Source organism: Pseudomonas sp. BIOMIG1BAC (assembly GCF_001705995.2).
Classification (GTDB): domain Bacteria; phylum Pseudomonadota; class Gammaproteobacteria; order Pseudomonadales; family Pseudomonadaceae; genus Aquipseudomonas; species Aquipseudomonas sessilinigenes.
On record NZ_CP049045.1, the window covers coordinates 28,795 to 42,213 of the forward strand.

General features: G+C 63.6%; 13 protein-coding genes. 12 read left to right on the plus strand and 1 reads right to left on the minus strand.

Annotated elements, in window-relative coordinates:
• Positions 1–88: 88 nt before the first annotated feature.
• From ATY02_RS00150 to ATY02_RS00175, 6 genes are all read left to right on the plus strand, one after another.
• Positions 89–952, plus strand: a complete 864-nt coding sequence (locus ATY02_RS00150; RefSeq protein ID WP_068577668.1) for a YicC/YloC family endoribonuclease — start codon at positions 89–91, stop codon at positions 950–952.
• Positions 953–962: 10 nt separating this feature from the next.
• Positions 963–1,583, plus strand: a complete 621-nt coding sequence (gene gmk / locus ATY02_RS00155) for a guanylate kinase (RefSeq protein WP_068577666.1) — start codon at positions 963–965, stop codon at positions 1,581–1,583.
• A gap of 168 nt (positions 1,584–1,751) precedes the next feature.
• A complete protein-coding gene (gene rpoZ / locus ATY02_RS00160; protein ID WP_007921129.1) occupies positions 1,752–2,015 on the plus strand; it encodes a DNA-directed RNA polymerase subunit omega in 264 nt (87 codons plus the stop codon).
• A 57-nt stretch (positions 2,016–2,072) separates the two neighbouring features.
• Positions 2,073–4,178 carry a bifunctional GTP diphosphokinase/guanosine-3',5'-bis pyrophosphate 3'-pyrophosphohydrolase gene (gene spoT, locus ATY02_RS00165; RefSeq protein ID WP_068577664.1) on the plus strand — a complete coding sequence of 702 codons (2,106 nt, stop codon included), beginning with the start codon at positions 2,073–2,075 and terminating at the stop codon, positions 4,176–4,178.
• 36 nt (positions 4,179–4,214) lie between these two features.
• Positions 4,215–4,595, plus strand: coding sequence for a RidA family protein (locus ATY02_RS00170; protein ID WP_003176922.1), 381 nt, complete (start codon positions 4,215–4,217; stop codon positions 4,593–4,595).
• 55 nt (positions 4,596–4,650) lie between these two features.
• The gene (locus tag ATY02_RS00175; RefSeq protein WP_068577663.1) at positions 4,651–5,391 is read left to right on the plus strand and encodes a hypothetical protein; all 741 of its coding nucleotides are present in this window, start codon (positions 4,651–4,653) and stop codon (positions 5,389–5,391) included.
• 106 nt (positions 5,392–5,497) lie between these two features.
• On the opposite strand, the gene ATY02_RS00180 is transcribed toward ATY02_RS00175, so the two are convergent.
• Positions 5,498–6,355, minus strand: coding sequence for an NAD-dependent epimerase/dehydratase family protein (locus ATY02_RS00180; RefSeq protein ID WP_068577662.1), 858 nt, complete (start codon positions 6,353–6,355; stop codon positions 5,498–5,500).
• 189 nt (positions 6,356–6,544) lie between these two features.
• On the opposite strand from ATY02_RS00180, the gene exbB reads away from it, so the two are divergent.
• The 6 genes from exbB (at position 6,545) to ATY02_RS00210 (ending at position 13,373) form a co-directional block, all read left to right on the plus strand.
• The gene (gene exbB, locus ATY02_RS00185) at positions 6,545–7,555 is read left to right on the plus strand and encodes a tonB-system energizer ExbB (RefSeq protein ID WP_068577661.1); all 1,011 of its coding nucleotides are present in this window, start codon (positions 6,545–6,547) and stop codon (positions 7,553–7,555) included.
• Between the two features lie 6 nt (positions 7,556–7,561).
• The gene (gene exbD / locus ATY02_RS00190; RefSeq protein WP_068577656.1) at positions 7,562–7,990 is read left to right on the plus strand and encodes a TonB system transport protein ExbD; all 429 of its coding nucleotides are present in this window, start codon (positions 7,562–7,564) and stop codon (positions 7,988–7,990) included.
• Positions 7,987–8,739: an energy transducer TonB family protein gene (locus ATY02_RS00195; RefSeq protein WP_068577655.1), complete on the plus strand. Its 753-nt coding sequence runs from the start codon at positions 7,987–7,989 to the stop codon at positions 8,737–8,739. The genes exbD and ATY02_RS00195 overlap by 4 nt, the downstream gene beginning before the upstream one ends.
• Positions 8,740–8,887: 148 nt before the next feature.
• A complete protein-coding gene (locus tag ATY02_RS00200) occupies positions 8,888–9,808 on the plus strand; it encodes a hydrogen peroxide-inducible genes activator (RefSeq protein ID WP_068577654.1) in 921 nt (306 codons plus the stop codon).
• Positions 9,809–9,817: 9 nt separating this feature from the next.
• On the plus strand, positions 9,818–11,893 hold the full coding sequence (recG, locus tag ATY02_RS00205) for an ATP-dependent DNA helicase RecG (RefSeq protein ID WP_068577653.1): 2,076 nt from the start codon (positions 9,818–9,820) through the stop codon (positions 11,891–11,893).
• 79 nt (positions 11,894–11,972) lie between these two features.
• Positions 11,973–13,373, plus strand: a complete 1,401-nt coding sequence (locus ATY02_RS00210; protein WP_068577652.1) for an aminoacyl-tRNA deacylase and HDOD domain-containing protein — start codon at positions 11,973–11,975, stop codon at positions 13,371–13,373.
• The last annotated feature ends 46 nt before the right edge of the window (positions 13,374–13,419 follow it).

The window sequence follows — 13,419 nt, forward strand, 5'->3', positions numbered from 1 at the left end:
CTTCGCAGCCTGTCGGCTTTAATTCATCACTATCAGATCCGTCTTGCCCGCTCACGGCTGGCGTCGGCGCTGAACCGGAGGAACCTCCATGGTGCACAGCATGACCGCCTTCGCCCGGGTAGAACGGGCTGGAACCCAAGGCACCCTGAGCTGGGAACTGCGCTCGGTCAACAGCCGCTACCTGGAACCGCACCTGCGCCTGCCCGAGGCCTTCCGCGACCTGGAAGGTGCGGTGCGCGAGGCCCTGCGCCAGGGCCTGTCGCGCGGCAAGGTCGAATGCACCCTGCGCTTCACCGAGGAAACCACCGGCAAGCCACTGCAGGTCGACCGTGAACGCGCAGCGCAGTTGGTCGCCGCCGCCGAGTCCGTTGCCGGCCTGATCAAGCAGCCAGCCCCGCTCAACCCCTTGGAAGTTCTAGCTTGGCCCGGAGTCCTGGTGGCCGACGCCAGCGACCCACAAGCCCTGAACAACGACGCCCTGGCACTGTTCAACCAGGGCCTGAAGGAACTCAAGAGCGGTCGCGAACGCGAAGGCGCCGAACTGGCGCGACTGATCAACGAACGCCTGTCTTCTATAGAAGAAGACGTGGCGACTCTACGCGAGCTGGTTCCGCAGATGCTCTCGGCCCAGCGCCAGAAAATCCTCGATCGCTTTGCCGACATGCAGGCCGAACTGGACCCAGCCCGCCTTGAGCAGGAAATGGTCCTGCTGGCGCAGAAGAGCGACGTCGCCGAGGAACTGGACCGCCTGAGCACCCACATCATCGAAGTTCGCCGCGTACTCAAGTCCGGCGGCGCAGCCGGCCGACGCCTGGACTTCCTGATGCAGGAGCTCAACCGCGAAGCCAACACACTGGGCTCCAAGGCCTTCGACCCGCGCAGCACCCAGGCTGCGGTCAACCTCAAGGTGTTGATCGAGCAGATGCGCGAACAAGTGCAGAACATTGAGTAAGGCAACTGACATGACCCACAGCACCGGCACCCTGTACATCATTTCCGCCCCCTCGGGCGCGGGCAAGACCAGCCTGGTCAAGGCCCTGATCGACGCCGATGCCAGCATCCGCGTCTCGATCTCCCACACCACCCGCGCCATGCGCCCAGGGGAAGCCAACGGGGTGAATTACCACTTCGTCGAGCGCGAAGAGTTCGTGCGCATGATCGAACATGGCGACTTCCTCGAGCGCGCCGAAGTCTTCGGCAATCTCTACGGCACGTCCCAGAGCCACCTGCAGCAAACCCTGGACGAAGGTCACGATCTGATCCTGGAAATCGACTGGCAGGGCGCCGAACAGGTGCGCAAGCTGATGCCCCAGGCCCGTTCGATCTTCATCCTGCCGCCATCCCAGCAAGCCTTGCGCCAGCGCCTGACCAATCGCGGCCAGGACAGCGACGAGATCATCGAGGGCCGGATGCGTGAAGCGGTCAGCGAAATGAGCCATTACGTCGACTATGACTACCTGATCATCAATGACGACTTCGCTCACGCCCTGGACGACCTGAAAGCGATTTTCCGCACCAACCAACTGCAACAAAAACGCCAGCAACAGCGTTTCGGCAAACTGCTCGCTGAGTTGCTGGGTTAAAACAGATCTTCCCAAAACCGCTGCGGGCGCTTTACATTGGTGCTTGCAGCGCGTTGAAGGGTCTGGTCAAAAAATCAGCGCTTCCCTAATCGCTGGTGATTTTTTAAACTGTTGAGTCCGCTCGCCCATCCGGGCACCGCGCATATTGCATTTGCTACGAGGAAGACCATGGCCCGCGTAACCGTTGAAGACTGCCTAGAACACGTGGATAACCGCTTTGAGCTGGTCATGCTCTCTACCAAGCGTGCCCGTCAACTGGCCACCGGCGGCAAAGAGCCGAAAGTAGCATGGGAAAACGACAAGCCTACCGTTGTCGCCCTGCGCGAAATCGCTGAAGGCCTGATCGACTACGCAGCCATCGCCGAAGCCGAAATCGTTGAAGATGAACCGCTTTTTGCTGCTTTCGAGGACGAGTCCAACGAGGCCGTCTGAGCCTATGCCTGGTCGACATAGCACGGCGCGGGATCACAGCCTACGGCAGGAGACATCATGCCGAGCATAGACGCCCTCGCCGATCGCTTATCGACCTATCTCGGCCCGGACCAGGTCAATCTGGTCCGCCGAGCGTATTTCTACGCCGAACAAGCCCATGACGGTCAGCGCCGTCGCAGCGGCGAGGCGTACGTCACGCACCCTCTCGCGGTAGCGAACATCCTTGCCGACATGCACATGGACCATCAGAGCCTGATGGCTGCGATGCTGCATGACGTGATCGAGGACACCGGCATCGCCAAAGAAGCGCTCAGTGCGCAATTCGGCGAAACCGTGGCCGAACTGGTCGACGGGGTCAGCAAACTGACCCAGATGAACTTCGAGACCAAGGCCGAAGCCCAAGCCGAAAACTTCCAGAAGATGGCCATGGCCATGGCCCGCGATATCCGCGTGATCCTGGTCAAGCTGGCCGACCGCCTGCATAACATGCGCACCCTGGAAGTACTGTCCGGTGAAAAACGCCGGCGAATCGCCAAGGAAACCCTGGAAATCTATGCCCCCATCGCCAACCGGCTGGGCATGCACAGCGTGCGCATCGAGTTCGAGGACCTGGGCTTCAAGGCCATGCACCCGATGCGCTCCGCGCGGATCTACCAGGCGGTCAAGCGCGCCCGGGGCAACCGCAAGGAAATCGTCAACAAGATCGAAGAATCCCTTGGCCACTGCCTGGCCATCGATGGCATCCAGGGCGAGGTCAGCGGTCGCCAGAAGCACCTCTACGGCATCTACAAGAAGATGCGTGGCAAGCGCCGGGCCTTCAACGAGATCATGGATGTCTATGCGTTCCGGATCATCGTCGACAAGGTCGATACCTGCTATCGCGTGCTTGGCGCCGTACACAACCTGTACAAGCCGCTACCGGGGCGCTTCAAGGACTACATCGCCATTCCCAAGGCCAACGGCTACCAGTCGCTGCATACCACGCTGTTCGGCATGCACGGGGTTCCGATCGAAATCCAGATCCGCACTCGCGAAATGGAAGAGATGGCGAACAACGGCATCGCTGCCCACTGGCTGTACAAGTCCAGTGGCGACGAACAGCCCAAGAGCACTCACGCCAGGGCCCGCCAATGGGTCAAGGGCGTGCTGGAAATGCAGCAGCGAGCCGGCAACTCCCTGGAGTTCATCGAGAGCGTTAAGATCGACCTGTTTCCGGACGAGGTCTACGTCTTCACACCCAAGGGCCGGATCATGGAGCTGCCCAAGGGCTCCACGGCCGTCGATTTCGCCTATGCGGTGCACACCGATGTGGGCAACAGCTGCATCGCCTGCCGGATCAATCGCCGCCTGGCGCCACTGTCCGAACCACTGCAAAGCGGCTCGACCGTGGAAATCGTCAGCGCTCCCGGCGCTCGGCCAAATCCGGCCTGGCTCAACTTCGTGGTCACCGGCAAGGCCCGCACCCACATTCGCCACGCCCTCAAGCTGCAACGCCGCTCCGAGTCCATCAGCCTCGGTGAGCGCTTGCTGAACAAGGTGCTCAACGGCTTCGACAGTGCCCTGGAGAAAATCTCCGCCGAACGAGTCCAGGCAATCCTCCACGAATACCGCCTGGAGTTGATCGAAGACTTGCTGGAAGACATTGGCCTGGGTAACCGCATGGCCTACGTCGTGGCCCGCCGCCTGCTGGGCGAGGGCGAACAGCTGCCGAGCCCGGAAGGTCCGCTGGCCATCCGCGGCACCGAAGGCCTGGTGCTGAGCTACGCCAAGTGCTGCACGCCGATCCCGGGCGACCCGATCGTCGGCCACCTGTCGGCGGGCAAAGGCATGGTGGTGCACCTGGAAAACTGCCGCAACATCAGCGAAATCCGCCACAACCCGGAAAAATGCATCCAGCTGTCCTGGGCCAAGGATGTCACCGGCGAGTTCAACGTCGAACTGCGCGTCGAGCTGGAGCACCAGCGCGGCCTGATCGCGCTACTGGCCAGCAGCGTCAACGCCGCCGACGGCAACATCGAGAAAATCAGCATGGACGAACGCGATGGCCGCATCAGCGTGGTCCAGCTGGTGGTCAGCGTGCACGACCGCGTGCACCTGGCCCGCGTGATCAAGAAACTGCGCGCCCTGATCGGAGTCATCCGCATCACCCGCATGCGTGCCTAACCCGCTCCATAGCCCGCCCATTACAAGGAGTCATTCATGACCAAGACTGTTATTACCAGCGACAAGGCCCCGGCCGCCATCGGTACCTACTCCCAGGCCATCAAGGCTGGCAACACTGTCTACATGTCGGGCCAGATCCCGCTGGATCCTAAGACCATGGAACTGGTCGAAGGCTTCGAAGCCCAGACCGTCCAGGTGTTCGAGAACCTCAAGTCGGTCGCCGAGGCTGCTGGCGGTTCGTTCAAGGACATCGTCAAGCTGAACATCTTCCTCACCGACCTGAGCCACTTCGCCAAGGTCAACGAGATCATGGGCAAGTACTTCGAACAGCCCTACCCAGCTCGCGCCGCCATCGGCGTGGCAGCCCTGCCAAAGGGCGCACAGGTTGAAATGGATGCCATTCTGGTCATCGAGTGACACCCTCGGCGCAGCCGTCCAGGCTGCGCCGTTTTCGTTCTGAAAGGATTTCGTCATGCGCAAAGCGCTAGCTGTTTCGCTGCTCGCCGTATTGCTCGGCGGTTGTGCCAGCGACCCCGCCAAACACGATGTCGGCGGCATCTGGATCAATCAGGTAGCGATCGACGCCGCCTCCAAGGGCGGACCTTTGCGTGAAGCCCTCCAGGCCAATGGCCCGACCCTGGAGTGGGAGATCAACACCAAGGCTGGCCAGGCTCGCTACACCAATGGTTTCGAGACCGTCGAAGGCAAGCTGCCCGGCGAAAGCGCCGACTCCGCCAAGGTCGAGGTCTACGGCAGCGCCCCCACCGAACTCAAGCGCAGCGGCAAGCGACTGCTCCAGGTCGCCAACGACAATGAGCCCGAGCAAGTATTCGACCGTCCCAAGGAGCCAGCCCCCGAAGGCGCTCCCCTGGGTGCCAATTTCGAGCGCGCCCTGTATTCGGCCTACCTGGGCGGTAAATGGAAGATCATCAACGGGCCGGGCCTGGGCGATACCGTGCAGTTCCAGGCCGATGGCGCAGTACAAGGCCTGCCGGGCGCAGATCGCTATGCGCTGTGCCTGGCCGGTGATTGCGCCTCGATGAGCGGTGGCAACGACAGTATCTGGCTGCAGCTCAACGGCCGCGGCAATTCCTGGATCTTCGTGCGCAAGGACCAGCAGCTGGAGATATTCCAGGCGGTCAACACTGCCCTGGCAGACGAAGTGCCATCGCTGACCCCGGGCAACCAGCAGTGGCTGCTGGAGAAGCAGTGATTCGCCAGTAACCGCTACCGCACAAGGCCTTGCACCTTAGCGGTAGCGGCTCCCCCAGGGAGCCGCCTCAGGTCTTGGCAGGCGGCGGCAAACCCGAGGGACAGCCTCAACCCTGCCCTTCGAGAATCGCCGCATACCCCTCGCGATAGCTGGGATAGCGCGGCACCCAACCCAAAGCCTTCGCCCGAGCGTTGCTGCAGCGCTTGCTCCCCGTGCGCCGCACACTAGCGTCCGCCGCCCACTCCGTTACTCCCAGGTACTCGCGTAACCAACCGACCACCTCAGCCAGCGGCGCAGGTGCGTCATCCACGCCTATGTAGCAGTCCTCCAGCTCAGCCCCACCGTGATCGGCCTTGAGCAGGCAGGCCAGCAAGCCGGCAGCATCATCGGCATGGATGCGATTGCCGTAAAGCGGCGGCTCGACCGCCACTCGGTACCCCCGCCGTACCTGGGTCAGCAGCCACTCACGTCCAGGCCCATAGATGCCGGTAAGACGTACCCGACTGGCAGGAATCCCACTATCCAGGGCCACCTGTTCCGCCTCCAGCATCAGGCGCCCGGAGTAGGCATTGGCCTCGGCGGGAGCGGTTTCATCGATCCACTCGCCATCCTTTTGTTCGTAGACGCTGCTGCTGGACACGAACAACAGCCGCTTGGGGCGCTGGCCGTGCTGCTTGAGCCAGCCCAGCACGTGCTGCAAACCCTCGACGTAGGCGGCACGATACCCGGCCTCGTCATGCTCGGTGGCCGCGGCGCAATACACCAGGTAGTCCAGGGGTTCCTCGGGCCAGTCCGCCGGACACTGCGCACTGAACAAATCGCCGGCGACGCCAAGCACCCCCTCGGGCAAGTGCGATACCGTGCGGCGCAAGCCATGGACTCGCCATTGCTCGGCCAGCAGTTGAGTCGCCAGGCGACTTCCGACATCGCCGCAACCGGCGATCAGAACAGAGGGGGCAGACATCAGAAAACTCCTTGCACAAAGGTCAAGACTAGCCTTCACACAAGACGAGCGGCTAGTAATCGAGGAAAAAAAGATACTCTATTACTTCTGTTAACAAGAATTACTTGCAATAATGACCGCCCATTTTGTTCTCGGCCCTGCGAGGCCTAGAAGGACATTCACCCTATTCTCCTCTCAGGTCCGGCCAGCATGACAAGCAACCCATTCTCCGTCTCGCCAACCACACGCCCAAGCCCGCTGCGCACCATGGGCGCAGCCGCCGCGCTGCTGTGCAGCCTGCTGCTGGCCCCGACCGCAGCCTGGGCCGACCAGCACGCACCAGCCACGGCGCCAGTCGCCTCCACACCGGTCGCCGAGCATCCAGCCACCGATCCGGCAGCACCTGCCACGGCTCCCGCCGCAGCTGCGGCAACCGGCGAGCAAGCTCCGGTCGATGGCCAGCCAGTAGCTGCCCAGGACCTCCCTGAAGTCCTGGAAGCCGACAACACCCTGGGCATGGCCCACGACCTGTCGCCATGGGGCATGTACCAGAACGCCGACATCATCGTGAAGCTGGTGATGATCGGCCTGGCCATCGCCTCGATCATCACCTGGACCATCTGGATCGCCAAAGGCTTCGAGCTGATGGGCGCCAAGCGCCGCCTGCGCCATGAAATCGCTGCCCTGAAGAAGGCCACCAACCTCAAGGAAGCCAGCGCCAGCGCCACCAAGCAAGGCACGCTGACCAACCTGCTAGTCCACGATGCCCTGGAAGAAATGCGCCTGTCGGCCAACAGCCGTGAGAAAGAAGGCATCAAGGAACGTGTGAGCTTCCGCCTGGAGCGCCTGGTAGCCGCTTGCGGCCGCAACATGAGCAGTGGCACCGGGGTGCTGGCCACCATCGGCTCCACCGCCCCCTTCGTCGGCCTGTTCGGCACCGTATGGGGCATCATGAACAGCTTCATCGGCATCGCCAAAACCCAGACCACCAACCTTGCCGTGGTCGCCCCAGGTATCGCCGAAGCCCTGCTGGCCACGGCCCTGGGCCTGGTTGCGGCAATCCCGGCAGTAGTGATCTACAACGTCTTCGCCCGCTCCATCACCGGCTACAAGGCCCAGGTAACCGATGCCTCGGCAGAAGTCCTGCTGCTGGTCAGTCGCGACCTGGACCACCAGCCAAGCGAGCGCACCGCACAACCGCACATGGTGAAAGTGGGGTAATCGGCCATGGGCTTGCATTTGAAGGAAGGGGCAGGCGACGACCTGGCCGAAAACCACGAAATCAACGTCACGCCATTCATCGACGTGATGCTGGTACTGCTGATCATCTTCATGGTGGCCGCTCCCCTGGCCACCGTGGACATCAAGGTCGATCTCCCCGCCTCCAGCGCCAAACCGGCGCCGCGCCCGGAAAAACCCGTGTTCCTGAGCGTGAAGGCCGACCAGCGCCTGTTCCTCGGCGATGACGAAATCAAGGCCGAGACCCTGGGCGCCGCCCTCGACGCCAAGACCCAGGGCAAGAAGGACACCACGATCTTCTTCCAGGCCGACAAAGGCGTGGACTACGGTGACCTGATGAGCGTGATGGACACTCTGCGCGCAGCCGGCTACCTGAAGGTCGGCCTGGTCGGACTCGAGACGGCAGCCAAGAAATGATCACGACGCGCCAAAGACTGACGCGTTACAGCGGTAGCCTGGCCGTGGTGCTGGGCGTCCATGCGGTGGCGATTGCACTCGCCCTCAACTGGTCCAAGCCACAGCCCATGCCAATTCCTCCGCAAGCCATGGTGGTGGAACTGGCACCTGCCCCTGTGCCGCCGCCTCCGGCACCACCCAAGGTGGTGACCCCGCCACAGCCACCCGCCCCTGTGGAAGAGCTGCCGCTGCCCAAACTGGCCGAAGCACCCAAGCCGACTATTTCGGTGCCCAAGCCGGTCAAGCAGAAGCCCAAGCCACAACCGCCAAAGCCAGTGGAAAAGCCGGAGCCGCCCAAGGAAAAGCCTTCCGACGAAAAGCCCAGCGACGCTCCGGTCACCCCGGCGCAATCCAGCAACCCGGCACCGGCAACGCCAGGCCCATCGCCGGCCCAGGCCGCCGCCAAGGCCAACTGGCAGGGTGAATTGCAGGCACACCTGGCCAAGTACAAGCGTTATCCAAGCGAAGCCCAGCGGCGCGGCAAAGAGGGTACCAACTCGCTACGCTTCGTCGTGGATGCCGAAGGCAAGGTACTGTCCTACGAGCTGGTCGGGCGTTCGGGCAACGCCGACCTGGATCGCGCCACCCTGGACATGATCCGTCGCGCCCAACCGCTGCCCAAGCCACCTGCCGACATGCTCAACAACGGCAGCGTGGAAATCACCGCCTCGTACAACTACGAGATCGACAGAAGCCGCGGCCGCCGCTGACACACCACAAGGGCACCCTCAGGGTGCCCTTCGTGTTTATGCCCCCTGAGTCAGGCATTGGCGGGTGTCGTATTCCACCTTCAGTCTGATAACGTGCGTCTATCGATTGCAGCCGTTATGCTTGGCCGCAACCTTACGGACGCCCGCTATGACTCTTACAGAACTGCGCTACATCGTTACCCTTGCCCAAGAGCAGCATTTCGGCCATGCCGCCGAACGTTGCCATGTCAGCCAGCCCACCCTCTCGGTTGGCGTGAAGAAGCTTGAGGACGAACTCGGCGTGCTGATCTTCGAGCGCAGCAAGAGCGCCGTACGCCTGACCCCGGTCGGCGAGACCATCGTCGCCCAGGCGCAGAAAGTACTGGAGCAGGCCCAGGGCATCCGCGAACTGGCCCAGGCCGGCAAGAACCAACTGACAGCGCCCCTCAAGGTCGGCGCCATCTACACCGTCGGCCCATACCTGTTCCCCCACCTGATTCCACAGCTGCACCGGGTCGCCCCGCAGATGCCGCTGTATATCGAGGAAAACTTCACCCACGTACTGCGGGACAAGCTGCGCAATGGCGAACTGGACGCGATCATCATCGCCCTGCCGTTCAACGAAGCAGACGTCCTGACCCTGCCGCTGTACGACGAACCCTTCTACGTGCTGATGCCCAGCGACCACTCCTGGACGCGCAAGGAAACCATCGACGCCAGCCTGCTCAACGACAAGAGCCTGTTGCTGCTGGGCGAAGGGCACTGCTTCCGCGATCAGGTCCTGGAGGCCTGCCCAACCCTGACCAAGGGCAATGACGGCGCCAAGCACACCACCGTGGAATCCAGCTCGCTGGAAACCATTCGCCACATGGTCGCTTCAGGCCTGGGCGTCTCGATCCTGCCGCTGTCGGCAGTGGACAGCCATCATTACGCCCCCGGTGTCATCGAGGTCCGCCCACTGACCCCACCCGCACCGTTTCGCACCGTGGCCATCGCCTGGCGCGCGAGCTTCCCGCGGCCCAAGGCCATCGAGATCCTCGCCGACTCGATCCGCCTGTGCTCGGTGGCCAAGCCGCCTGCCGCCAGCTAAGCCCTCGCGATGACTGAGCTGTCGAAGGTGTCGGTGACGGCGCTCAAGGGCGTCGGCGAGGCCATGGCCGAAAAACTGGCCAAGGTCGGCCTGGAGAACCTCCAGGATGTGCTGTTCCACCTGCCCCTGCGCTACCAGGATCGCACTCGCGTGGTGCCTATCGGCGCCTTGCGCCCGGGTCAGGACGCGGTGGTCGAAGGCACGGTCAGTGGCGCCGATGTGGTCATGGGCAAGCGCCGCAGCCTGCTGGTGCGCCTGCAAGACGGCACCGGGGGCCTGAGCCTGCGCTTCTACCACTTCAGCAACGCCCAGAAAGAGGGCCTGAAACGTGGCACCCGCGTACGCTGCTACGGTGAAGCCCGCCCAGGTGCCTCGGGCCTGGAGATCTACCACCCCGAGTACCGCGCCATCCAGGGTGACGAACCACCACCGGTGGACCAGACCCTGACCCCCATTTATCCGCTCACCGAAGGCCTGACCCAACAGCGCCTGCGCATGCTGTGCCAGCAGAGCCTGGCCATGCTCGGTCCACGCAGCCTGCCCGATTGGCTGCCGCAGGAACTGGCCAGGGACTACCAACTCGCCCCCCTGGACGATGCGATCCGCTACCTGCATCACCCTCCGGCCGACGCCGATGTCGATGAACTGGCCCTGGGTCACCACTGGGCCCAACACCGCCTGGCATTCGAGGAACTGCTGACTCACCAGTTGTCCCAGCAACGCCTGCGCGACAGCCTGCGCTCCCAGCGCGCGCCCGTACTGCCGGTAGCGAAGAAACTACCGGCCCGGTACCTGAAGAACCTGGGCTTCGCCCCTACCGGAGCACAACAACGGGTGGGCAATGAAATCGCCTACGACCTGAGCCAGCCCGAACCCATGCTCCGCCTGGTCCAGGGCGACGTTGGCGCCGGCAAGACCGTAGTGGCCGCCCTGGCCGCCCTGCAGGCGCTGGAAGCCGGCTACCAGGTGGCGCTGATGGCGCCCACCGAGATCCTCGCCGAACAGCACTTCATCACCTTCAAGCGCTGGCTGGAGCCGCTGGGCCTGGAAGTCGCCTGGCTGGCCGGCAAGCTCAAGGGCAAGAGCCGCAGCGCCGCCCTGGAACAAATCGCCAGCGGTGTCCCCATGGTGGTGGGCACCCACGCCCTGTTCCAGGAAGAGGTGCAATTCAAGAACCTGGCCCTGGCGATCATCGACGAGCAGCACCGCTTTGGCGTCCAGCAGCGCCTGGCCCTGCGCCAGAAGGGTGTCGGTGGCAAACTCTGCCCGCACCAGTTGATCATGACCGCCACGCCCATTCCCCGGACCCTGGCCATGAGTGCCTACGCCGACCTGGATACCTCCATCCTCGACGAGCTGCCTCCCGGCCGGACGCCGGTCAACACCGTGCTGGTGACCGATAGCCGCCGCATCGAAGTGATCGAGCGGGTACGCGCGGCGTGCGCCGAAGGTCGCCAGGCCTACTGGGTCTGCACCTTGATCGAGGAGTCGGAGGAACTCACCTGCCAGGCTGCCGAAACCACCTTCGAGGACCTGTCCAGCGCCCTGGGCGAGTTGCGAGTAGGCTTGATCCATGGCCGTATGAAGGCACCGGAGAAGGCGGCGGTCATGGCCGAGTTCAAGGCCGGCCACCTGCAGCTGCTGGTGGCCACCACTGTGATCGAAGTCGGCGTGGACGTACCCAACGCCAGCCTGATGATCATCGAAAACCCCGAGCGCCTGGGCCTGGCCCAACTGCACCAATTGCGGGGCCGGGTCGGTCGCGGCAGCGCCGCCAGCCACTGCGTGTTGCTCTACCACCCGCCGCTGTCGCAAATCGGTCGTCAACGCCTGGGCATCATGCGCGAAACCAACGACGGCTTCGTCATCGCCGAAAAAGACCTCGAGCTGCGCGGCCCCGGGGAAATGCTCGGCACCCGCCAGACCGGCCTGCTGCAATTCAAGGTGGCCGACCTGATGCGCGATGCCGACCTGCTGCCCGCCGTGCGCGATGCTGCCCAGGCGCTGCTGGAGCGCTGGCCGGACCACGTCAGCCCGCTGCTGGAGCGCTGGCTGCGCCACGGCCAGCAATACGGGCAAGTGTGAACCAACACTCAGTTAATGGACCATTGGCATGACCAAGCTGGTTATACTGGTCACATTGTAGAAGAACGGATACCAGACCATGACAGAAGTTGCCCTCGCCACTGCAACCCCGCACGCGCCGTCTGTTATCCGGTTGCTGCTCGGCAAGCTGGCCATCGGCTACAACGAAGTCATCGACCAGCCGGGCCTGTCGGCCGAACGCAAAGTCCAGGCAGTGCTGCTGGACGATGCTGTGGGCGCGCTGATGGTGCTGTTCCCCCAGAGCCAGCTGCTGGATCTCAACCGTCTAGCCGAACTCACCGGTCGACGCCTGCGCTCGGTTTCCACCGAACGCCTGGAACGCATGCTTGGCAAACACAGCCTGAGCCTGCTGCCGGGCCTGCCAGCCCTGACCAGCTCGCCCTGCCTGTATGAAGAAAGCCTGCTGCGCGAGCCCACCCTGCTGATCAACTCCGGCGAGCCGGGCGTGCTGCTGGAAATCACTCGCGAAGACTTCAAGAGCATGCTCAGCAAGGCCAGCGCCGGTACCTTCGGCGAAGCCCTGAGCAGCATCCGTCCCAACCTCGACCGCCCGGATGACGACCGCGAGGAAATCTCCCAGGCGATGCAAGCCTTCACCGCGCGTCGCATCCAGCAACGTCTGGAAGCCACCATCGAGATCCCGCCGCTGGCCGAAACCGCGCAGAAGATCATCAAGCTGCGGGTCGACCCCAACGCCACCATCGACGACATCACCGGCGTGGTGGAAACCGACCCGGCGCTGGCGGCGCAGGTGGTGAGCTGGGCGGCCTCGCCCTATTACGCCTCGCCGGGCAAGATCCGCTCGGTGGAAGACGCCATCGTCCGCGTACTGGGCTTCGACCTGGTGATCAACCTTGCCCTGGGCCTGGCGCTGGGCAAGACCCTGAGCCTGCCCAAGGACCAGCCGCAGCACGCCACGCCGTACTGGCAGCAGTCCATCTACACCGCGGCGGTGATCGAAGGCCTGACCCGGGCGATGCCCCGGGCCCAGCGCCCGGAGTCCGGCCTGACGTACCTCGCCGGGCTGCTGCACAACTTCGGCTACCTACTCCTGGCTCACGTATTCCCGCCACACTTCTCGCTGATCTGCCGGCACCTGGAGGTCAACCCGCACCTGTGCCACAGCTACGTCGAGCAGCACCTGCTAGGGATCAGCCGCGAACAGATCGGCGCCTGGCTGATGCGCTACTGGGACATGCCGGACGAGCTGTCCACCGCCCTGCGCTTCCAACACGACCCGACCTACGACGGCGCCTACGCCGAGTACCCGAACCTGGTCTGCCTGGCCGTACGCCTGCTACGCAGCCGGGGTATCGGCTCAGGCCCGCGCGAAGAGATTCCCGACGCCCTGCTGGAGCGCCTGGGGCTGAGCCGCGACAAGGCCGAGGACGTGGTCAGCAAGGTACTGGAAGCCGAAGTACTGCTGCGAGAGCTGGCCTCGCAATTCAGCCAGGTCTGAACGAGCCACGTCACCCCCGGTGACGTGGTGGGCCCTGCCAGCCGCT